The organism is Achromobacter ruhlandii, assembly GCF_002082135.1.
Taxonomy (GTDB): domain Bacteria; phylum Pseudomonadota; class Gammaproteobacteria; order Burkholderiales; family Burkholderiaceae_B; genus Achromobacter; species Achromobacter ruhlandii.
Map to the genome: position 1 here is coordinate 100728 of NZ_CP017433.1, position 22833 is coordinate 123560.

Here is a 22833-nt window from a genome sequence, read left to right on the forward strand (position 1 = left end):
GCGCGCGCCTGCCTTACAGATCCTTGGGCAGATCGGCGCCCAGCCACTTCTTGGAGATCGCCGTCAGCGAGCCGTCGCGCTTGGCGTTGGCCAGGATCTCGTTGACCTTGGCGCGCAGCTTCGGCTCGTCCTTGTTCAGGCCGATGTAGCAGGGCGAATCCTTGATCAGGAACTTGGTCTCCGGCTTCTTGGGCGGGTTGCGCGCCAGGATCGCGGCGGCCACCACGTTGCCCGTGGCGATCAGCGGCACCTGGCCCGACAGGAAGGCGGTGATGGTGCCGTTGTTGTCTTCATAGCGCTTGAGCGTGGCCGTGGGCGGGGCGATCTTGGTCAGCTCGATGTCCTCGACCGCGCCGCGCGTCACACCGATGGTCTTGCCCGCCAGGTCGGCGGCCGACGCCACCTTCACATCGGCCGGGCCGAACACGCCATTGAAGAACGGCGCATACGCGTCGGAGAAATCGATCGCCTTCTCGCGCTCCGGATTCTTGCCCAGGCTGGAGATCACCAGATCCACCTTGCGGGTCTGCAGGTACGGCACGCGGTTGGCGCTGGTCACCGGCACCAGCTCCAGCTTCACGCCCATCTGCTTGGCGATCAGCGCGGCGGTGTCGATGTCGTAGCCCAGCGGCTTCATGTCGGCGCCGACCGAGCCGAACGGCGGGAAGTCCTGCGGCACCGCGACCTTGAGGGTGCCGCGCTTGACGATGTCGTCCAGGGTGTCGGCATGCGTGAGCGGCGCGGCCAGCAGGGCGGCGGCGGTGCAGAGGGACAGCAACAGGGTTCTACGGTTCATGAGGAACTCTCCAGGGCGCGCCGCCCCGGGAGCGGGGTCGAGCGTTGCACACCAATTCGGTATACAAAACTGGAAAAGCAAGTTCCGTGCCATTTTGGGCGCGCCGTGGCGCGCGCCTATTGCTCCTCGCCCATCGCACCAGGGTGGTGCATCATGCGCCGTTGCGGCGCATGCGCGGCACCGGATCGGCACCACGGCGAGCGCCGGGGCGGGAACCGCCCCGCCACCGGCTCCTGCGGGACAGTCGTCAGTCCACCTGCGCGCCCGACTGCTTGACCGCCTTGCCCCACTTGTCGACCTCGCCGGCGATGAACGCGCCGGTGGCCTCGGGCTTCATCGGCATCGGCTCGGCGCCGCGATCACGGAAGAACTTCTGCATCTCCGGCGTGCCCAGCACGTGGCCGATCTGCTGGCTCAGGTAGTTGGTAATGGCCGGCGGCGTATCACGCGGCGCCAGCACCGCCGCCCAGCCGATCGCCTCAAAACCCGGATAACCGCTCTCGGCCACCGTCGGCACGTCCGGCAACTGCGGCAGGCGCTTGGCCGTCGTCACCGCCAGCGCCACCGCCTTCTTGCTCTGCACGTGCGGCAGCCCCGCCGTCACCGAATCCACCATCAGCGGCACCTGGTGCCCCAGGAAATCCGCCTGCGCCGGGCCGCTGCCCTTGTACGGAATATGGCGGATGTCGATATTGGCCGCCGCCTTGAACATCTCGGCCGACAGATGCTGCGTGCCGCCGATGCCGGCGCTGGCATACGCCAGCTCGCCCGGATTGGCGCGCGCCTGCTTAACCAGTTGCTGCAGCGACGTAATGCCCGAAGCCGGCGTCGCCAGGAACATCAGCGGCACCGAGAACACCCCCGACACCGGCGCGAAATCCTTGGTCAGGCTGTAGTTGATGGTCTTGTACAGCGTCTGGTTCACCGCCGCGGCCGAGCCCGCGATCACCAGCGTGTAACCGTCCGGCGTCGCGCGCGCGGCCTGCTCCATGCCGATATTGCTGCCAGCGCCGGCGCGGTTCTCCACCACGATCGGCTGCTTGAGCGCCGTGCCCAGCTTCTCGGCCAGCGCGCGGGCGAAGATATCGGTGGCCTGCCCCGGCGGGAACGGCACGACCAGGCGGATGGGACGTTCGGGATACTCGGCATGCGCGGCCGTCGCGGCCGCCGCCAGCATCAGGCCGGCGGCAATACTGGAAAGAATTCGTGTCATGATCGGTCAGTAAAAAGCGACAAACGGCGCCGCGCGACGGCCGCGCCAGTTGCATAAAATAGGAAGCCCCGCGCAAGCGGCCCTTTTGGGGCGGCCGTGGGGCGGATCGGCTGGGGGTGCGACACGATAGCATTCCCCCCGCCGGTGCTAAATTCGGCATTTAGCGTTTCCCCCTCTTTTTCAACCCCTGTTCTCTCCTTTCAGCAGGAACCGCCATGGAATTCAGCCAGTACAACGTCAACGCCCTCATGGAGATCACCTCCCGCCCGGACCTCGTGTTCGTGCGCGGCCAGGGGTCCTGGCTGGAGGATCACGCGGGCAAGCGATACCTGGACTTCGTCCAGGGCTGGGCCGTCAACACCCTGGGCCACAGCGCCCCGGAAATGCAGAAGGCCCTGCTGGACCAGTCCAAGCTGCTGATGAACCCGTCGCCGGCGTTCTACAACCTGCCCTCCATCGAACTGGCCACCCGCCTGACCGGCGCCTCGGTCTTCGACCGCGTCTTCTTCGCCAACAGCGGCGGCGAAGCCAACGAAGGCGCCATCAAGCTGGCGCGCAAATGGGGCCAGGTCAACAAGAAGGGCGCCTACAAGATCATCACCATGAACCACGGCTTCCACGGCCGCACCCTGGCCACGATGTCCGCATCCGGCAAGCCGGGCTGGGACAAGATGTTCGCGCCGCAGGTGGAAGGTTTCCCCAAGGCCGAGATCAATGATCTGGAATCGGTGCGCAAGCTGATCGATGATCAGACCGTGGCGATCATGCTCGAACCGGTGCAGGGCGAAGCCGGCGTTATCCCGGCGACGAAAGAATTCATGCAGGGCCTGCGCAAGCTGGCGGATGAGCACAAGCTGCTGTTCATCGTTGATGAAGTGCAGACGGGGATGGGGCGTACGGGGACGTTGTTCGCCTACCAACAATCCGATGTGGTGCCGGACATCATGACGCTGGCGAAGGGGATTGGTGGTGGGGTGCCGCTGGCTGCTTTGTTGGCCCGTCAGGAAGTTTGCGTGTTCTCGCATGGGGACCAGGGTGGCACGTATAACGGGAATCCGTTGATGGCTGCGGTTGGTGTGGCGGTGTTTGATGCGCTGGCTGCGCCGGGCTTCATGGAATCGGTTAATGCGCGTGCCAAGCAACTGTCCGAAGGCCTGCTGGCTTTGTCGGCCAAGTATGGGATGAAGGGCGAGCGCGGGATGGGGTTGCTGCGTGCACTGATCATGGATCGTGATGACGGCCCCGCCATCGTCGAAGCCGCGCGGAATCTGGCGCCGAATGGGCTGCTGCTGAATGCGCCGCGGGGGAATTTGCTGCGGTTTATGCCGGCGTTGAATGTGACGGCTGAGGAAATCGATACGATGCTAGGGCAGTTGGATGGGTTGATTGGAAAAGTTCGTAAGAGCTAATAATTCGTTGTTTTCAAAACATGAAAAACGCTGCAGCGCAAGCTGCAGTTTTTTTTAACCGTGATTTTTCTAATACGCAAAGATGGTTATGAAAATCTCAAGACCGGTTGAATTGTTATGCAAAATGTAGGCACTCAATCCCATATCTACGGGCAGAGCATTATTTATTCTTCTGCGATCTCGCAGAGAAAGGTCGGGTCCAGCAAAATTGTATGGTGAGTCGAATTTCTCTCGCAAAAGAATATGTCTTGACTTTGTTTGTTCGCGGATTTTATGTTCCGAAGCTTCATTTTTGAACCGCACCAAGGGCATGTGGCGGTGAGACTGGTTAAATAAATACCCTCTCTGCTGCCGCATTCTAAATAGTATTTCCTGAAGAAAAACTCAAATTTCTTCCGCTTCAATAATCCTGATGTGGCAAAGCAAATGCTCGCGATTGCCAGCGAGAATAGAAAAAGACTTGACCACGACGCGGAAATTGGCTTTGAAAACGGAGAAAAAAGCGAAAAGTAGAGGCCCAACAGGCTGGCCAGCCCTGTGACGATACCAAAAGTGCTGAGGCTATTGGCTTTTATCTTTCGTCCTCCTAGAGCTGGGTGACGCTTGATTTGTATCTGCTCCGAAGTGAAGGTCGGCTTTCGGGCTCCGCCGATATTGACGTTCGCACCCCTGAAGTCTCCCACTCCAACGTTTATGCTGCCGTTTCCCTGCTGGGATCCATAGTTTTCTTTTTGCACTAAGTTCTCCTCAGTGGTTATTTGTAGAGTGATGATAAAAATCGGCTAGAGGCTAAGTAATCGGTGGCTTGTTTTTGTTGATCTAATTTCGCGGAGCGTCATCAATTAGGCCACGTTGGGTACCATCTCGACCATCAGTTCGGAAATATGCTGCGATCGAACCTGGTGCTGTTGTATTTAATCCAGGCGGAAGGTCATTGTCCACCACGATGATTTGTACCCTGCCGGATTCCCTGGATATTCTCTCGCACAACGAAAAAAGCCCCTTGTATATATTTTTATACTTTATTGGATCGGATGTGCCCTCTTTCCTATCTTCATTAATATCGGTTTCCTGGTACCTGGTGTCAGTTTTTCCCAGATATTTCCCAACCGTGTCAATCATAAGTAAGCCAGGGTGATTATTGGGTTCACGGAGCCCGTTCGCCAGAACGGAAAGAAAGTGGCCTATCGATAAAATCGTTCTCAAACCACCAGAAGTAATTTCGCGATAGTCTCGATTACGTAGCACAGGTAGGAATGTGGTGTTGCTTATCCTCACATCGCGGATGTCCGAAATTTGCACTTGCCGCAAGTAGGATGTAAGAAAGTCGCCAATGTTTCCAAGAACTTCATCAATGGCGGGCGCGCTTTGCCTCAGTTGCTCGAGCTGCTCACGAAGTTTTTGGATTGATTCGTCGACGGAATGCAACTCCCTAAATACGGTCTTCTGTTGATTGCGAATTTTTAAATTTCGCTCGATACTAGCCAAATCCTCTGTAGCGCGAGCTAATTCTAACGACCAGGCGTCTCGATCAGCCAAATATGGTGTGATTGCGGAAGACATTTCTTCGTCCAGCATATTACGCGCCCGCATCCTCTCTTTTTCTAGTAATTTTAAGTCGTCCAGAAGGCTCGCTCTTTTGCTTCTTTCTATTTGAGCTAATTGCTCGGCGTCTTTCATTCTTCTCGTTATGGAATTAATTTCTTGAGAAACATGATCCAATTCGGCTATTTCATATGTCGCTTTGATTCGTCCAAGATCAACTTGGCTGCTGCAGAGCGGGCACGTAAAGATGGTTGTGTCTGTTCCAATCAGTTTTTTTGACGATTTTATAGCTTTGAGTTTGTGAATGTCAGCTTGATAATCGTTTTTGAGCCTAACGTATTGTTCTATAAGGCTATCGCTGAGTTGTAGTTCGCCTTCTGATTTCCTAATCCGTAGTGATATGTCAGCGAGAATCTCCTTCAATGCGGCGTAGCCCTCATTATTAGATTTGATTGAATCGTTTATATTGAAGAGTTCGTTTTCTGCTAGCTTTCGGCGATTTTCTGCCTCATATTTTGCATCGTCCAAATCATGTTCGGTCTGGAATTCAACGGCTCTTAGGAATTCCGATATAACTCTGTACGCTTCCTCTTTTATTCGTTTCTGTTGTGTAGCGTCAGACAGCGCCGCCTGTAAATCGGCAATTGCAGTATCCAGGAGGTTGAATATATATTTGAAGGTCTCTTTGCTTTTAACTCCGCTGAACGACCCTTCGCCTAATAGTGATTTCGCCCCTACATCATCCTGTTTTAAATAGCAGAATTTAAAAATATCCCTAAAGCTGAGGCGGACGATGTTAGACGAGTCTTTGGACGGTGCCTGGCGTATGGTGACAAAAGGCAATTTGAGCGACGACAGATAGAAATCTGAAAGGAAACCATCGAGTCCGGGCTTCCCGTAGTTTGGTGATAGCTTTTTGGGAAAAACCTGCTGGTATGAGTTAATGTCGCCCGTATAAACTTCGACGTCCGCATTGACATCAAAAATACTGCGTTTAACAACAAACGTCGTTTCACCCAGCACCACTTGCATCATGACATGCGCTACGGCGGTTTCGATCTCTTCATCAAAGATAAATTTTGAGGAGCCGAATAAATAGTTGATGCATTCCAGTACGCTACTTTTCCCGGTTGCTGAATCCCCATAGATGATGTTCATGCCAGCTTTCAGTGGTATTACGTAATCCTTTCTGTGTCCCACGAAGATCAATTGTTCGATCAATATTCCTCTATTTAGAGCGCTCATGTTTTCCTCGGGAGAACTTAATCAAAATGACCGTTTAAGCTGAGAGCAGGCACGCTATTAAGTTGGGGCTGCCCCCGGCGAATGCGGTCAGCTTGTTCATTCAAGGTGGACGTAGGTATTGCGTTTAGCTGAGCTAACGCGTTCGCGTATAGATGAAGATGGTCGTAGTAATCGCCGACGAGTTGATTAACGACATTTATCCCGGCTGGAGATAGGCAGTACATAAACCCATCGGTCTTGCGATACTCAACTTCTAAAAGATGGGATGCTGCTGCATACTGCAATAATTCTTTCGTCACGCTGTCATCGTAAAGAATGTCAGCGTTGTTGGAGATGCTAGCTACAGAATATTCTTCGTGGCTTTGTAGCGTGGCGTGTGATTTTTCATTGCAAATTAATAACTCATTTAATTTAATTGGGTTTTTTAATAAGTATAGAAATAATCTTAATCGTTCATTGTTAAGCAGCAGCTTTCCACGCGTTGACCTTCCTAGTGCAAATATAATTATTAGCAGGATAGCAACGTTTAAGGTTAATTCATTGTCGGGGACCCTGTAAGGAAGCTTCATAGTTGCTCCTCCGAAGCCTTGCCGGACGGGTGCTCACGGGCATTAATGAGTGCTTCTCTGGAACGATCTTCGCTCCACCAAATATCCTTACCTAAGTCATTAGCTAGCTGATGCAGCATGCCCATCTTGTGGAGAGCTTGCAGCATCGGATGGGCAGCCTTGAGAAATGTCGCATCCTCATCCATTATGCGCCGGTGTACTGCAGCGACCAAGGTAGTAGATTTTCCATTTCCATTTGCAGCGACATGGGATTCGTAACTATTTTGATATATGGTCCTGATTCTTCCATATAGATTCTGTAGTTTTTCCTGATCGGAGCGACTGCTTAGATATTTCCGTGCATATTCGGCATTTAAGAAAAACTCCTTTGAATTTCTGATGCTTGCATCGTGCACATCAGCCAGGAGTAATTTGAGAACAAAAATTTCATCGTCAAACTGCTCTGGATAAGCGATAGTTTGGACGGGGAGTGTAGCGGTTTGCGCATTAAATTCGGAGATTAGCGAGACGGTCGCTGTGATCAAAATCCCTCCTTGCTCTGGCTTGCAAATGCTGAGGTGATCGTCGTCGCAGCAAATTACATCCTGTTCCTGATCGTCGGTGCCAATAGCGCTCTGCTTTACTACTAGCCTATCGTGTGCGCCATAGAAATACTTGACGATAGGTTTTTCAGCTTGTTTAACCCAAGAGTCATTTAATTTAGGACAAAGCTCACTTAAAGGGGCTAAATCTTCAATTTGCCTATTGTTGGAAATTAATGCTCCGAGCGCGGCGAAGTTGACGCCTAGATGAGGAACTGCGAGAGACAGGATCATTTTTATCTTGCAACTCCTCCCCCTGAGAAGCTCCCCCAGCACGTATGATTTGACTACTAGTCCGCCCATGCTGTGGGCAATGACAATGATGTTCTTGTATTGGTCGAGATCAAATCTTATGCATGTCGATAAAAGATTAGAGATCTCTTCGATAGAGATGTTCTTTTTTGATTTCGGCTGAATAGATTTGAATAGGGATGTAAATTTCTGCCTGATTGAGTTTGCTGCTGGTAGTAAGTTGAGTAGTCGAGAATAGTATTCAAATACTGCTATATCGTAATTATCGATAATTGAAGAATATTCCAACAATTGCTCGTAAAAATATCCATCGCGAGGATGGCGCCATGTTGTCTTTCCCCCGGTAAACCCGTGGATAAACAAGATAAGGTCGCTCTTTCCTGCTTTCTTAATGAACTCGATCATTGCTCTTCTCAGTGTAAAAACTGCGGCGGGCAAGCGTGGGATATTGGGGAAATCCCTGCGTTGGCCTAGTCCGCAAGATTTGTAGACTAGAGTTCGTAGGATTTATACTATTTATCTTACGGATAGTATCACTTTAGTCGTGTGCATTGAAGGGTGTGCGAGATAGGCCGAAGAACCCTCTAACTAAAGTCGGGAATTGCGCCGGCATTTTTTACATAGCAGATTGAATACCTACTTCGCGAAGTAGGTGCTTACCAGGCCGTTATGTTTACTTAAATGAGCCATGTGCCTCGAAATCAATTTGGTTTGTAGACATGGTTTGGCGAAATAAGACTGTTGGTAGCATCGTCGTGCTAACCAACCTGAGGTTTGGAGAGAAAAGTGCCCTCTACTTCTGCTGGGCGCAGAATTGCTCCCTGGTGCTCAGCTAGGTCGATGCAGTCTGTATAATTGTTCGGCTACTCCCACGGTAGCCCCGGTTTGGAAGCCGGCAATGTCTTTGGCGGACCGCCGCCGCCTGGCGGCGTTTTCACGTCCGTACGCCTCTGCACGTCCCTATGGGCGGGCCCTGGCGAGGGTGCGTTCGCGCACGCCGGTTTCCAAAGACGCCGGTCTTCCAACCTTGCCTTGCGCCCGCCCACCCCATTTGGAAGTGGGGAGCGGGCTTCATCAGTCTTTGGAGCCTGTCATGCAATCCCACCCCCTCACCCGAAACCCCTGGCTGGTCGACACCGACCCCGAGCACGGCCCAGTCGCCCTCTCCCACCTCTACAACATCGAACGCGCCCGCTACGCCATCCAGACCATCGCTCGCCTGGTCGGCAACAGCGCCTCGGAACCCGCCGCCACCGGCAGCCAGCCGCTGGACGCATGGACGGTGGCCGCGTTGATGGGCGGCGTGGAGGGCCTGTGCGATCACCTCGGCACCCTGACCGACGCCATGCTGGAATCGGCCCGCGCCTACGCCGATGACGCCGCGTTCGACGCCGCCACGCACAACGCGCCCCGCTCGATCCAGTAACCCGAAAAAGACCAACGGCCTGTCGCGCAACGCGTCAGGCCAGTTCCAGGCCACCAAGCGTCAGGCCGCCCCATCCCCAAGCATCAGGCCACCCTCATGCCGCCCGCCGGAACGCCCTTCGATACCCCATCGGGCTCGTCCCCACGATCCCCGTGAAATGCTCCCGCAGCGACACCGCTGACCCGAACCCCACCTCCATCGCCACCCGCTCCACCGGCAGGTCCGTCGTCTCCAGCATCCCGCGAGCACGATTCACGCGGGCCTGGATCACCCATTGCAGCGGACTCACCCCCAGCAGTTCCTGAAACCGCCGGTTCAAGGTGCGCACGCTGACCGCGGCCTGGGCGGCCAGCGCGGCGACGGTCAGGTTCTCGGCCAGCCGGTGTTCGATCCAGTGCAGCAGAGGCGTCAGGTCGGTGTGCGAGGCCGGCGTGGGCCGGATGATGAATTGCGCCTGGCCGCCGGCGCGTTCCAGCGGCACGACGGCCAGGCGGGCGCTGTTGGCGGCGACGGCGGCGCCGTGGTCGCGCTTGATCATGTGCAGGCACAGGTCCATGCCGGCGGCGGCGCCGGCGGAGGTCAGGACCTGGCCGTTGTCGACGAACAGGACGTTGGGGTTGACGTCGATGGCGGGGTAGCGGCGCGCGAGCAGGCCGGCGGCTTTCCAGTGGGTGGTGGCCTTGAGGCCGTCGAGGATGCCGCTGGCGGCCAGGACGAAGGCGCCGGTGCAGATGGAGGCGATGCGGGCGCCCTGGGCGTGGGCGTGGCGGATCAGGTCGAGGATGTCGTCCGGGACGCTGTCGGCCGGGTCGGCCAGGCCGGGGATGACGAGGGTGTCGGCGCCGCGCGCGGCGTCCAGGCGGTGGCGGATGTGCAGGTCGTAGGCGTGGGTGCGGACGCGGGGTTTGCCGGCGTGGACCTGCACGGCGTAGGGGTGGCGGCCGTCTTGGGTTTCGGCGAGCTGGAAGATCTCGCAGGGGATGGACAGGTCGCCCGCGACGAGGCCGTCGAAGGCGAGCACGGCGACGCGGTGCGGGGTGGGCGGGGGCATGGGGCTGGGGCCTCGGGACGGGTCGGGCGGACGGCGGCGCACGGTTGGCGGATTTCTTTCGAAGATTGGCATTTTGGCCAATGGTTGGCGATTGCGCCAGCCCGGACAATGCCGCTCATCCTGTTGCGAGACGCTGCCATGCCCCTGAAAGACGCCGATGCTTCGACCCCTGCTCTCTTCAAGTGGGCGGCCATGCTGGAAGGCGTGACGCTGTTGGCGCTGCTGGGCGTCGCGGTGCCGTTGAAGCATCTGGCCGGGATGCCGCAAGGGGTGTCGTGGGTGGGGCCGGTGCATGGGGTGGCGTTCATGGTCTATATCGCGCTGGCGTGCAATGTGGCGTCGGCGCAGGGCTGGCCGCGCCAGCGGCTGGTGTGGACGTTGGTGGCGACGCTGGTGCCGTTTGGCGGCTTCGTGATCGCGCGTTCGCTGCGCCGCGCGCGGGAGGCGTGAGCAATGGCGTATCTGCTGATCAAGTCGCTGCACCTGGCGCTGGTGCTGTTCTGGGTGGCGGGGATGGTGGTGCAGGCGTTCGTGCTGGCGGCGGCCGACAAGCTGCCGGGGCCGGCCTTGCCGCAGGAGCTGGCGCGCCTGCGGCTGCTGCGCAAGTGGGAACGGCTGCTGACCACGCCGGCGATGGTGGGCGCGTTGGCCAGCGGGGTGTATCTGGCGACGAGCGCGGGCTGGTTTGGCAGCGGGTGGCTGTCGGTGAAGCTGGCGTTGGTGCTGTTGCTGGCGGCGGTGCACGGGATGCAGGCGGGACGGCTGCGGCGGCTGGCGGAGGTGGCGGGTGAGGTCACCGAGGCGGGCCGTGCGCGGTTGATGCCGGTGGTGCTGGCCGCGCCGGTGCTGATCATTCTGCTGGCGGTGATGAAGCCGTTCTGAGGGCGGCATGTCGCTCGATGGCGTCGATGGCGGCTTGCATCTTCATGCCTGCTCCGCTTCTATTGCCCATCCCAGGCCGCCGCGTCGTCCACGGGCTTGGGCAGATACCCTTCCAAGGTCTCGGCGATCCAACCCGGATCGATGTAGTTCCACGTCGATTCGATAACCCACGCCAGGCATTCTTCGGGGCCGCCGTTCAGGTACGGCGGCGGTGATACCGGCTTGAACACGGTGGGCAGCTTTTCCTGCAACGACAAGTCGTTCAGGACGAAGCCCAGTTCCTGCACCACGCGCCACGCCAGCGGATGCGCCTGATCGATGGTCAGCTTGACCCACCAGTACGCATCGCGTGTCACTTCCGACGACAGCACGGATACACCCGGCATGCGTTCCAAGTAGGCGACCAGGCGCGGCAGGTTGGCGTGCAAAGGCTTGGGGTCGATGGACTCGGCCGGCGGCGTGATGTTCTCGAGCTTTCTGATCAGATGCGCGTGCAGTGTCCGTTTGGCGTCTTCGGCTTCGCGTTCCAGGGCCTTTTGCAGCTTGTCGGGAAGGGTCAGTTCCATGTCGTTCCTTTTGTGACGGTGTGGGGGACATTACACAAGGACGCGGGCGCGCCGTTCTGTTGGTCGGATATCAGCTGTTGCAAACGTTGTGGCGGAGGCGGTCTCGTCAGAATGGCCTTTCTGGCGGTCGGTCGTTCTTCGTAGTTTGGCCAATTGACATCGGATTGCGCCAAGCGTGCAACGCCTCGCTTCGTGATTTGATTTTCATACGCAACTTGCGTACATTTTAATGAAAGCTGTATTCGTCGAACTACCCGCGTTTGCTCGTCACCGAGGAGACTATCTTGATGACGACGACTTTCGTCTCCTGCAGCAAGCCATGATGTGGCGTCCTGACGCCGGCGCCGTCATCGAAGGGACAGGAGGGCTACGAAAAATGCGTTTTGGCGATCCCCGCCGCGGCAAGGGTAAGCGCGGCGGTTTGCGTGTCATCTACTACTGGTGGGACGGTCGGGAACAGTTTTGGTTGTTCTCGTTGTATGACAAGGATGAAGTCAGCGATTTGAGCGCCCGGGAAAAGAGGATGCTCAAGGGCATGTTGGACGCGGAACGTGAGGCACGGCGATGAAAAAAAAGCGAAACCTGTATGCGGAAATCGCCGAAGGCTTTGATGCGCTTGCGGCTGAGCGTGAGGGCAAACGAACGCTGCGTACGCACAAAGTGGAAATGAATCCTGCGCCTGATCTGACCGCCGAGGAACTCCTGGCCATACGCGAGCGTTTGCATCTGTCACGGCAGGTGTTCGCGCACTATCTGCGCACCAACCCCCGCACTCTCGAAAACTGGGAACAGGGCCGCGCCAAGCCAAATGCGCAGGCCGCCTTGCTGATTCGGCTGGTCGAGAAGTTTCCCGACACCGTGGAGCGATTGGCGGCGGTGTAACGAGCGGGAACGCGGTGGCGTATCGAAGCGCAGTCATTCGCTTCGTCCGAAACCCACGGCTTGCACGCGCATGGACGAGCTGAAGCCCTTCAAAATGGGTTTCAGTCTATCCACGATAGTGATACGCGTGCATTGCCATGAATGCCCTGTTTGTCGAACGGCCCGAGTTCTCGCGCGACCGCGAGAAGTTCCTGGACGATGACGCATTTCGCGCGCTGCAATGCATGATGCTGAAAATGCCGGAGGCGGGCGTGGTGCTCGAAGGCACGGGCGGACTGCGCAAGCTGCGCTACGCCGATCCCCACCGCAGCCGGGGCAAGCGCAGCGGCCTGCGGGTGATCTATTACTGGTGCGATGCCGAACGGCAATTCTGGCTGTTCCGGTTGTACGTCAAGGTGGACGTGGACGAAGACACCGTCGGCCGCCGAATCGTGTCAGGCAAGCAACTGGCGCGGGCGCTGGGCAAGGCGGGACTACCCCTTGAGGCCGCGACGCGGCGATCACGCAAGCGTTCGTCGCATTATCGGGCGCCGAAGCATTCGGCGAAGGTGGGCCTGGACTGAACGGACGAAGGGCATTGCGCGAGACCGGCGCGGGGCTTTCGATCCCGCGCAGCGCGATTGCCGCCGATGCGCGCACTACCCACACAACATGCCATTCATCCGATTTTCGTGCGCATCGCGCCGAATCTCGGATCGTTCCTACGTCGTGCACGAACGGAGCGCGACTAAAAATGAAGTCCTGCATGGCGCTTTGCGAAGCGCGCAATTGCCGATTCCAGATATCGCCGGCGATCCGTGGCGGGTGACGGGATGTGGGGGTTCCCGCAGTCATCAAGACGATTGCGACGCCCTCCCTCCAAGCCGCCTTCAATCGAGTACGAATGATGTCCAAGCTCCGTTCCCTGATGGCGTGGTCCGTGGTCTTCACGCAGGTCTGGTCGCCCGTGCTGGCGCAGACGCTGCCGATCTCGGTGGACAGAAGCGTGCCGGGCGCCAAGCCCTTCGTGAGCGTCAGCCATGGCGTGCCGGTGGTCAACATCGCGCCGCCTTCGGCCGGCGGCGTGTCGAACAACCGCTATACGCAATTCAACGTCGGCCCATCCGGAGTGGTGCTCAACAACAGCGGCGGCGCCAGCCCGTCGCAACTGGCCGGGCACGTGGGCGGCAACCCCATGCTCGGCAATCGGCATGCGGGCACCATTCTCAACCAGGTCACCGCGCCCAATCCGTCGCAACTGCTCGGCATGTTGGAAGTGGCTGGCAATCGGGCCAACGTCATCGTCGCCAACCCGGCGGGCATTACGTGCAATGGCTGCGGATTCCTGAACGCGGACCGCGCCACGTTGACCACCGGCAAGCCCCGCGTCGGGCCGGACGGCGGCATTGGCTTTGACGTGGCGACAGGCCGGCTTGGCATCGAGGGACAAGGCCTGAACGGCATGAACCTGAGCCAGGTGGACCTGATCGCGCGCACGCTGGAGATCAACGCCGGCATATGGGCGAACCGGCTGAACGTGACGGCTGGCGCATCGCGCGTTGACTATGGCTCGGGTGCCGAGTCGGCGCAGGCGGGTGATGGCCCCGCGCCCAGCGTGGCGCTCGATACCGCCGCGCTGGGCGGCATGTACGCCAACAGCATCCGCCTGATCGGCACCGAGGCCGGCGTTGGCGTGAACATCGGCGGCAATCTCGCCGCGTTGACGGGCGCGCTGTCGGTCGACGTGAACGGTGATGTTCGTATCCAGCCGTCGGGGCATATGCAGGCCGCCACTGACTTGGCGGTACGTAGCGCGGGCGATGTCGTCAATGCGGGCGCGGTTGCCGCGGTCGGCGCATTGGCCTTGGATGCCGCAGGCAGGATCGGCAACGACGGGGCCATGTCCTCGGGCGCCGGCAGCCGCCTTGTGGCTGGCCGTTTCGACAACGGGGGGGCGGTGACCGCTGGCCTGCAAGCGGATGGCTCGCTGCGGCCGGCCACGCTGGATGTGCAAGCCGCGCGCATCGGCAACACGGGCACCCTGCTGGCGGGCGGCGATGTCCTGTTGCGCGGAGACGCCCTCGATCTGTCGGAAGGCCAGTTGGCGGCCGGCGGCGTATTGGCGTTGGACGCCACGGGCGCCCTCTTCAACCGAGGCGGCGCGCTATATGGCGCATCGGTCTCGCTGCATGCCGGCAGCCTGGACAACACGCTTGGCAAGCTCACCAGCGGTGGCGCGCTCAACGGCCACGTGGCAGGCGCCATCGATAACGGTGGCGGCACGATCGCCGGCGGGGATACGGTGGCGCTGGACGGCGACGTGTTTGTCAACGGGACTGGCGGCGTGGTGTCGGGCCGTGCCGTGGCGATCAGCGGCACCCGCCGAATCGACAACCAGGACGGCGTGATCCAGGCCCGCGACACCGCCCGTATCGATGGCGGCGGCGCGTTCCACAACCGGGGCGGCAAGCTGCTTGGCGGCGATATCGCGCTGCAAGCCGCCGATGTCGATAACCGCGAAGGCGTCTTGCAAGCCCAAGGCACGCTGGCGGTCGCCAGCGTGGGCGCGCTGCGCAACCAGGGCGGCCGCGTCTATGGCGGCGTGGTTGGCATCGATGCCGGCAGCCTGGTCAATGCCGCAGGCAAGCTCGCCAGCGCTGGCGCCTTGGACCTTGCCATCTCAGACCGCCTCGACAACACGGACGGCAGCTTGCTCGCCCAGGGGCGCGCCACGCTGGGCGCGGCGGACATCTTCAACGAACGTGGTCACGTCGCGGCCGACAGGTTGGCGTTGGCAACCGCTGGCGACCTGCGCAACCAGGACGGCAGCGTCTACGGCGGCATGGCCGACATCCGCGCCTCGGGCGTGGACAACGCGCGAGGCAGGATTCTTGGCGCTGGCGAACTTACGCTGAATGCCGGTGGCAAGATCGACAACGCTGGCGGCACCTTCGCCGCCGAGGGCGTGGCCTTGCTGCGTGCGCAGGAGGTGGCGAACGCAAACGGCCTGATGGCAGCCAGCGACCTCACCCTGCGGACGCAAGGCGTGCTCGACAACCGTGCCGGCCGGATCCAGGGAGACGACACGCTGGTCCTGCGCGCGGGCCGCGTGGACAATCGCGACACGCTGGCCGGCGGTATCGCGCGCGTTGTTGCCGACGCCACGGACACTGACGCGGCCGATACCGATTCCCTCCCCGGTCGCCTTGGGCTGGCGGGGGCGCGCATCGCGCTGGTGACGGATGCCCTCGACAACCAGTCCGGCCGCATCGGCGCCGGCCGCGAACTGGACCTGACTGCCGGCGCGCTCGACAACAGCGGCGGCAGACTCGCCTCCCAAGGCGATGCGCGGCTTCAGGTCGGCGACCTGCGCAATGCCGAGGGCGAGCTGGCCACGGCCGGGTCGCTGGCCCTGGCCACCGGCACGCTGCGTAACGACGGCAAGCTGCACGCGGGGCAAGACTTGCGGATCACCGCCGACGCGCTCACCAATGGCGCGACGGGGGAACTCATCGGCCTGCGCGGCATCGACCTCGCCATCAGCGGAGAGCTGGCCAATGCCGGCCTGATCGACGGAGGCGACAGCCACATCCGGGCGGGCAGCCTGCGCAACAGCGGGCGCCTCTTCGGCGACCGCATCGCCATCCAGGCGCCGGCTTTGTTGAACGATGCCGACGCCGTCATCGCCTCGCGTGGCGATATGGACCTGGGCGCGGGCACGCTGACCAACCGCGAGCATGCCCTGCTGTACGCGGCGGACGACCTGCGGATCGGGCGCAATCTGGATATCGCGGGTCTGGCGACGGGCCAGGCGGACACGGTATCGAACATCTCCGCCACCATCGAGGCCGGCGGTGACGCCCGCATCGCCGCCGACCGCATCGAAAACCTCAATCCGCACTTCACCAGCGAACAGGTTCAGGTCAGCCATGCCGACCGCAAGATCTACTACCGGCTGGAGAACGGCACCGAACTGCTGGACGGCGCCACCACGTGGCTGTGCGATTCGGTCACCACCTCGTGCGGCAAGGACCCGGCGTTCCTGAACGACGACCCCGACCGCAGCCTGTTGCTGCCGTCGGCCAAGTATCCGGAGTCGCGCTACGGTCCGCCGTTTGACTACGTGCCTCGGGTCAAGGGCAAGGAGGGTCGCGACGCGCCGATCCCGCCGGCGTATTTTCCCCGGCCCTATGTTTGCCTGCCCAATGATGGCCCGTGCAACTACGAGCCCGCCGCGCCGCGCTACCAGGCTGGTGACCCCGTCTGGCGCGTGTTCGGCGTGGCGGAGCCGCTGCCCGTGCCGGTGCCGCCGCAGGAAGTACGTTCCTGCGGCACCGCGCCCTGCCCGTTGAAGTACGGCCCGGAAGGACTCGCGGCGCTGGCGGCCAACGAATCGCTCTATCAGGAACTGGACGCAAGGATCCGCGCCTTCAACGCCGACTTCAACAACCGTCTGGTCCGCAATTTCTTCTACTACATCGTGCGCGAGGACGTCAGCGAGACCCGCGTCACTTCCTCGGACCCGGCCAGCATCGTGGCGGGCGGCGATGCCATTTTCACGGGCGCCGTCTTCAACGACAAGAGCCGCATCATCGCCGGCGGCATGCTGGGCGTGAACGGTCCGGCCATCGACAACCGGGGCGCGCAGGGCGAGCGGCGGGTCGAGCGCGTCGGTGTCGAGGTCCACACCGTCACCCGCAGGCGCCATCGCAACGAGTCCCAGGCGCCGTACCAGGACACCGCCGGCTCCGAGCGCCTGGACGCGCCGGTAGGGGCCGTCACGGAGCACGCCGTTCCTGGTGACACCGCGCTCACCGCCCCGCCGACGAGGCCCGTCCTCAACCCGCCAAGCTTTGCCCCGCCGTCCCGGCGGCCCGTCGCACGCATCATCGACATCGGCGCTCCGGGCAGCCAGACGGTACGCGTGGTCACCCTGCCGCCCGTATTGCCGGCCAACAAGCTCTATCAGGTGATCACCGCGCCGGACGCGCCGGCCCTGATCGTCACCGATCGCCAGTTCACCGGCTCGCGCGGCGTTGTCTCCAGCGACGAACTGCTGCGTCGTCTCAACCAGGACCCAGGCCTGACACTCAAGCGCCTGGGCGATGGCTTCTACGAACAGCGCCAGGTGGCCGAGCAGATCATGCTGGCCACCGGCAGCCGCTTTGTCGGCGACTATGCCGACAATGAATCGCAGTACAAGGCGCTGCTCGCGGCCGGCGCCGACTTTGCCGGCCGATTCGACCTGACGCTGGGCACCGCGCTTACCGAAGACCAGATGCGCCGCCTGACCGGCGACATCGTCTGGTTGGTCGAGACCACCGTCACGCTGCCCGACGGCTCGCGCCAGACAGTGCTTGCGCCCCAGGTCTACCTGGCCGTCAAGCCAGGCGACCTGCGCGGCGACGGCACCTTGATCGCCGGCCGCGATACCCGCATCGACGTGGCCGGCGACCTGAACAACAGCGGCACGCTGGGCGCGCGCCGCGCCCTGGTCGTCAACGCCGGCGACGTGCGCAATGCCGTCGGCGCCATGCAGGCCGGCAGCATCGACCTGAGCGCCCGCAACGACATCCACGACCTGGCGGGGCTAATCAAGGGCGGCGCCATCGCGCTCAAGGCGGGCCGCGACATCACCCTGTCCGCCTCGACCCGATCCAGCGCCAGCGGCGGCGTCTCCAGCACGCGCATCGATGGCGTGTCGCGCATCGACGCCGGCACGCTCGACATCCAGGCCGGGCGCGACCTCTCGGCCCAGGCTGCCGTCATCGACGCCGCGGGCGATGCACGCATCCAGGCCGGCAACGACATCAACCTGACCAGCGCCGAGACCCGCTACGCCGAATCCTTCCGCTACGACAGGCGCAACCGCGCCGAGCTGCGCGCCGCGACCGATGTCGGCACGCGCATCGCCGCGCGCGGCGACCTGACGCTGCTCGCCGGCAACGATGTCAACGCCCGCGCCGCCGATGTCTCGGCGTCGGGCGGCCTGGGCGTGAACGCGCAGCGCGATATCAACGTGCTGTCGGGAGACTCGGCCGGCTACACGTACAACGAGACCTACTTCAAGGAAAAGGGATTCCTGTCCAGCAAGAAAACCCATCGCAAGAGCGAGACGGAATGGACGCAAGGCGTGAGCTCGACCTTCGGCGGCGACACGGTCGCGATGCTGGCCGGGCGTGACATCACTGTCCTTGGCTCGAACGTCCTGGGCGACCACGACGTCGGGATCGCCGTCGGCAGGGACTTGCAGGTTCTGGCCAAGGACGAAACCTACAAGGATTACCAGTACGAAAAGGTCAAGAAGTCGGGCTTCGGTGGCGGGGGCGGATTCAGCATCGGCTACAGCACGCAACAGCGCACCGATTGGATGCACGGCGCCAGCGGAGGCTATTCGGCCAGCACGGTGGGCAGCGCGGGCGGCAACCTCGGTATCGATGCGGCACGCAATGTCAATGTCATGGCCAGCAACCTGCTGGCCCAGGATGGCAACATTTCCGTGGCCGGCAGCAACGTCGCGATCCTCGCCGGTGTTGGCGGCGCGCGGCAACACGAATACCACGAGCTCAAGCAGTCCGGGCTGACCATCGGCGTGGCTGGCGGCATGCTGGGCGCGGCCCAGCAGGTCCAGGGAACCTTGCAGCAAGCCGGCGAGGCCAAGGATGGCCGCCTAGCCGCCGTCAAGGTCGGGCAGGCGGCCTATCAGGTCGTGCAGGCCAATCGGATGATGGAGGCGGCAAAGGCCGACAACGCAACGGCGGCGCGGAAGGAAGCCGCCAGCGCCCAGATCCAGATCAGCCTGGGCGCCAGCAAATCCGTCAGCGAAACCCGGCGCACCCAGGACACCGCCTTCGCCTCGTCCGTCATGGCCGGGGGCGATCTTTCCCTCATGGCCGCGGGCGAAAAAGACGCCGCCGGCACGGGCAACGTGTCCCTCATCGGCAGCGATCTGGCCGGCAGGAACGTCCTGCTGGCGGCCACCAATGACTTGATGCTGCAAAGCCAGGCCGAGACCGCCACCGAAGTCTCCACCAGCAAGAACAGCGGCTGGAAGGTCGGCGTCGGCATCGGCGTGTCCGATAGCGGCAGTGGCGGCGGCATCAACATCTTTGCCAGCGGCTACGCGGGCAGTGGCAAGGCCCACGGCAACGGCACGACCCATCGCGAGACGCAGGTCAGCGCGCGAGACAACCTCGCGCTGCTTTCCGGGCGCGACACCCTGCTGGAGGGCGCCCAGGCGCGCGCCGACCGCATCCGCGCCGATATCGGCCGCAACCTGACGCTGGCGAGCCAGCAGGATTCAGACCGCTACGACGCCAGGCAGAAGCAGGTCAATGCCGGAGGGAGCTTCAGCTTTGGTTCGATGACAGGCAGTGCCTATCTGGGCGCGAGTGTCGGCAAGACCAAGTCCAACTACGACAGCGTCGTCGAACAGACGGGGCTGTATGCGGGCGCGGGCGGTTACGACATCTACGTGGGCAAGCACACCCAATTGGATGGCGCGGTCATCGCCAGCGACGCCGAGGCGGCGACAAACCGGCTGTCCACCGAGACGCTGGGATTCCGCGATATCCACAACACGGCGCAATACAAGTCGACCACGGTCGGCATCAACCTGGGCATGTCGGGTGCGTTCGACAAGCCGAACAAAGGCGCCGCGCTGGGCGCCGGGCCATCGGGGTTGAGCTTCGCCAGCACCAGCGGCAGCGAAACGGGCACGACCCGCGCGGCGGTGTCGGCGGGCAAGCTGGCGGTGCGTTCGGACGCGAGGACGGGGCGCGATAGCACGGCCGGGTTGAGCAAGGATACGGCCGGGGCGAACGGCAGTATCGGGAAGATCTTCGACAAGGACAAGGTCCGCGAGCAACTGGAGTTCCAGCAGGCGTTTGGGCAGTTGGGGATGCAGATTGCGGGGGATGTTGCCGATAGGCTCACGGCGGACGATCAACAACTCTGGGGCGAGGGCAAGCCTGGGCGCATGGCGCTGCATGCGGCCATCGCCGGGATTGGCGCGGCGCTGGGCGGTGGCGATGTGGCCGGCGCCATCTCGGGCACGCTGGGCGGTGACGCGGCCTCTAACCTTTTGCGCGATCAGGTCAATCAGGCGGTTGCTGGTTTGCCGGCGGATGCGCGCGATCAGGTGTCCAAGGTCATTCTGAACGTCGTGGCGAGCGCGGCGGGGGGAGCGACCGGCGGTATGAGCGGCGCCTCGGGTGCGTCGTTGGCCGATATGTACAACCGGCAACTGCACCCTGACGAAGGTTCGTTGATTCGAAAAAGCGCAAAGCGCTACGCGGAAAAGAACGGGATATCCGTTTCCCAGGCCGAGGCAGAGCTCACCGCGCAGGCGTTGCGGCAGACCGATTCCTGGGCCGCTGAACACTATGACGAGAACCAGAAGGCCCGTGCGTTCCTGGCGGAAATCGCATCGGGAACCCAGGGACCGGGTTTTGTCTATTTCGATGGCAACGCGGACGCCTCGTACGGGCATGCGCTGGTATTTGCCGAAGGTATCAAGGAAAACGCTGATCTGGCCGAACTCTACGATCGCGCAGGGGCCTGGCGGCAAGCAGGGAAGCGCTCGCCGCGCAATGTACTGACGGGCTCGAACCTCGCGTTGATTGAAGCGGCGCAAGACGCCGACAGCTTTTCGACTCATCCCGATGACGTTGCCAAGCTGATCCGGACTTTGCAGGACGAGCGTGAGATCGCGCAACGCGCGGAAAAGTACCCGTTGGTCGGGGTGTTCGATAGCACGCTGGCGACGATCGATCTCATCCAGCGTGGCGGTGAATATGACTTACTGTCACTGCCGATAGAGGATCGCATAGGGGTCGGCTTGGCATTGAGTGCCGGCCTGGATGGGACGCTCTCGATTGGCCAACTGCGCGGCATCGTGGCGAAGGGCAAGGCGTCGATAGCGTCAACGATCGGCCTCAAAGCGACGGGAAATCCGCTGGCCGATGCAGAAACGGCCGCACTCGATCGCATTGCACGGAACCCCAAAGGGCCTGATCTTGAAAACAAGGCTCCCAATAGCGTTGTCAATGCACAAGCGCTTATTGATTTGAAAGCAGGAAAGCTCCCTGGTACACCCGGAAAGGACCTCGGTTCGCCAAGAAGTATGCCAGCCAGTGCCAACCCCAACGCTACCGCAGAGAATTTTGCGGAGCAGATATTTGACGGGGCCAGGATCGACAAGTTGTTATTGGACAACTGCCCTGGTTGCTGGGTGGCCAAGACCGCAGATGGCACATCGGTTACTTATCGTCCTGCGGGTCAGGCTAGCGCAAGAACAGCCTCAACCACTGCGACGGTAGAGGTCAATAACGATGCCATTAAGGCACTGAATGCAGATAAAAAAGGCGTAGGTAATATTCTAAAACTTAAATTTCCCGTGAAAAGTGAGGTAGCACCATGAGCAATATTTCTCCCAAGCATGCAGCAACTATCCAGTCTGATTTCTATCGATTGACGTTAGATGACTATTCGCCCAGCGGACTCTTTGGCACTTCTCCTGGTGCATGGCAGTACGCCGTTGACATTATATATAGATGCTTGAAAGTTGGTTATTGGAATCTCTGGAATGAGGGGTGGATGAAAGCACGCCAATTGCGGAATTACGAAGATTTTTGCAGCAAACTGGCCCAATTCAATCCACATAAGCTTTCGAACGAAGGGATGATGTATTGGCTAGCACCTCTAATTTACTCCTCCGATTTGGGCGAGCAATTGGTTAAAAAATATGATTTGGCTACGTTAGAAAGCTATGAGGCAGGGAAAGAATATTCTATCTGCAAACCATTTATCGATGAAATCGAGAAAACTTTTGCTGAAAACAATATTCCTTGGGGTAAGAAACTTTTTCCGGTGCAGGCGTAGGGATGCGGGCTGGAAGCACTTTTGCGGCGGGGGCAAATAATATTAAGGAAAGACCTCCTGGAGAGTAGTTTTGATGCATTTAATAAAAACGGACTTCACTGCCTTTGGGGTGCTGGTAATTTCTGTGCTATCGCTGGGCCTCACGTGGTTTTTATTTGGACGAAAAGAAATAAAAGGATGGCTTGGGGGATTCATGTATTGGTTCAAGTCTTCCCTGGTAAGTGGGTTGCTCGTGTTCATGTGGATGTGCATACGTTGGCCAGGGGTGAGCAAATGGCCGTTGGCATTATTGTCTCTTGGGCTTGCAGGATTTATTACCTTATGTAGATCGAATGCGATTCTTCTATTATTTTTTTGGTAGCGGGCGCAGTCGCTGTCAATTTTAAGTGGGGGATGGGGGTATGATTTTTCGATCTTTCATTCGCAAGGGGGATCTCAAACGCTGGCTACGAGGGTCGTTATTGTGCGTTGGCGCGATATTGGTCTGGCTTGGGTTGGAATTTGATATTTTTGTTTTTACGTTGATCGGAATGGTTGTCGAGTCGGTTGGAATGT

At 60.2% G+C, this 22833-nt stretch carries 17 protein-coding genes; 9 read left to right on the forward strand and 8 right to left on the reverse strand.

Going from position 1 to position 22833, the window contains the following annotated elements; genetic code table 11:
• Window positions 1-13 precede the first annotated feature (13 nt).
• A complete protein-coding gene (locus AruCF_RS00425; protein WP_049070424.1) occupies window positions 14-796 on the reverse strand; it encodes a transporter substrate-binding domain-containing protein in 783 nt (260 codons plus the stop codon).
• A gap of 247 nt (window positions 797-1043) precedes the next feature.
• Window positions 1044-2009, reverse strand: a complete 966-nt coding sequence (locus AruCF_RS00430; protein ID WP_049070426.1) for a Bug family tripartite tricarboxylate transporter substrate binding protein — start codon at window positions 2007-2009, stop codon at window positions 1044-1046.
• Window positions 2010-2224: 215 nt separating this feature from the next.
• Here AruCF_RS00430 and AruCF_RS00435 point away from each other — a divergent pair, with 215 nt between their 5' ends.
• On the forward strand, window positions 2225-3418 hold the full coding sequence (locus AruCF_RS00435; RefSeq protein WP_049070428.1) for an acetylornithine transaminase: 1194 nt from the start codon (window positions 2225-2227) through the stop codon (window positions 3416-3418).
• 164 nt (window positions 3419-3582) lie between these two features.
• Here the strand turns inward: AruCF_RS00435 and AruCF_RS28930 are convergent, their stop codons facing one another.
• The 4 genes from AruCF_RS28930 to AruCF_RS00440 form a co-directional block, all read right to left on the reverse strand.
• Window positions 3583-4155, reverse strand: a complete 573-nt coding sequence (locus AruCF_RS28930) for a hypothetical protein (protein WP_144419059.1) — start codon at window positions 4153-4155, stop codon at window positions 3583-3585.
• Between the two features lie 82 nt (window positions 4156-4237).
• Window positions 4238-6121, reverse strand: coding sequence for a coiled-coil domain-containing protein (locus tag AruCF_RS28935; RefSeq protein WP_144419060.1), 1884 nt, complete (start codon window positions 6119-6121; stop codon window positions 4238-4240).
• A gap of 104 nt (window positions 6122-6225) precedes the next feature.
• Window positions 6226-6777, reverse strand: a complete 552-nt coding sequence (locus AruCF_RS28940; protein ID WP_144419061.1) for an ABC-three component system middle component 4 — start codon at window positions 6775-6777, stop codon at window positions 6226-6228.
• A complete protein-coding gene (locus AruCF_RS00440; protein WP_080977285.1) occupies window positions 6774-8015 on the reverse strand; it encodes an ABC-three component system protein in 1242 nt (413 codons plus the stop codon). Before AruCF_RS00440 ends, AruCF_RS28940 begins: the two co-directional genes overlap by 4 nt.
• A gap of 688 nt (window positions 8016-8703) precedes the next feature.
• On the opposite strand from AruCF_RS00440, the gene AruCF_RS00445 reads away from it, so the two are divergent.
• Window positions 8704-9036 (forward strand): hypothetical protein, encoded by a 333-nt coding sequence (locus tag AruCF_RS00445; protein WP_049070429.1) that lies wholly within the window; start codon window positions 8704-8706, stop codon window positions 9034-9036.
• Window positions 9037-9130: 94 nt separating this feature from the next.
• On the opposite strand, the gene AruCF_RS00450 is transcribed toward AruCF_RS00445, so the two are convergent.
• Window positions 9131-10087, reverse strand: a complete 957-nt coding sequence (locus tag AruCF_RS00450; RefSeq protein ID WP_049070431.1) for a GlxA family transcriptional regulator — start codon at window positions 10085-10087, stop codon at window positions 9131-9133.
• A 138-nt stretch (window positions 10088-10225) separates the two neighbouring features.
• Between AruCF_RS00450 and AruCF_RS00455 the strand changes: the two genes are divergently transcribed.
• Window positions 10226-10537, forward strand: a complete 312-nt coding sequence (locus tag AruCF_RS00455) for a DUF3817 domain-containing protein (RefSeq protein WP_049070432.1) — start codon at window positions 10226-10228, stop codon at window positions 10535-10537.
• Between the two features lie 3 nt (window positions 10538-10540).
• Window positions 10541-10969: a CopD family protein gene (locus AruCF_RS00460; protein WP_049070433.1), complete on the forward strand. Its 429-nt coding sequence runs from the start codon at window positions 10541-10543 to the stop codon at window positions 10967-10969.
• A gap of 59 nt (window positions 10970-11028) precedes the next feature.
• Here the strand turns inward: AruCF_RS00460 and AruCF_RS00465 are convergent, their stop codons facing one another.
• Window positions 11029-11535, reverse strand: a complete 507-nt coding sequence (locus tag AruCF_RS00465) for a hypothetical protein (RefSeq protein ID WP_020925698.1) — start codon at window positions 11533-11535, stop codon at window positions 11029-11031.
• Between the two features lie 229 nt (window positions 11536-11764).
• Between AruCF_RS00465 and AruCF_RS00470 the strand changes: the two genes are divergently transcribed.
• The 5 genes from AruCF_RS00470 to AruCF_RS28945 all read left to right on the forward strand — a co-directional run bounded on the left by AruCF_RS00470 (window position 11765) and on the right by AruCF_RS28945 (window position 22278).
• A complete protein-coding gene (locus AruCF_RS00470; protein ID WP_049070435.1) occupies window positions 11765-12103 on the forward strand; it encodes a type II toxin-antitoxin system RelE/ParE family toxin in 339 nt (112 codons plus the stop codon).
• Window positions 12100-12417, forward strand: coding sequence for a helix-turn-helix domain-containing protein (locus tag AruCF_RS00475; RefSeq protein WP_020925696.1), 318 nt, complete (start codon window positions 12100-12102; stop codon window positions 12415-12417). The genes AruCF_RS00470 and AruCF_RS00475 overlap by 4 nt, the downstream gene beginning before the upstream one ends.
• 137 nt (window positions 12418-12554) lie before the next feature.
• On the forward strand, window positions 12555-12980 hold the full coding sequence (locus AruCF_RS00480) for a hypothetical protein (protein WP_049070437.1): 426 nt from the start codon (window positions 12555-12557) through the stop codon (window positions 12978-12980).
• Between the two features lie 320 nt (window positions 12981-13300).
• On the forward strand, window positions 13301-21817 hold the full coding sequence (locus AruCF_RS00485; RefSeq protein ID WP_083036484.1) for a two-partner secretion domain-containing protein: 8517 nt from the start codon (window positions 13301-13303) through the stop codon (window positions 21815-21817).
• Entirely contained in the window at window positions 21814-22278 is a 465-nt protein-coding gene (locus AruCF_RS28945; RefSeq protein ID WP_144419062.1) for a hypothetical protein, read from the forward strand. The genes AruCF_RS00485 and AruCF_RS28945 overlap by 4 nt, the downstream gene beginning before the upstream one ends.
• Window positions 22279-22833 lie beyond the last annotated feature (555 nt).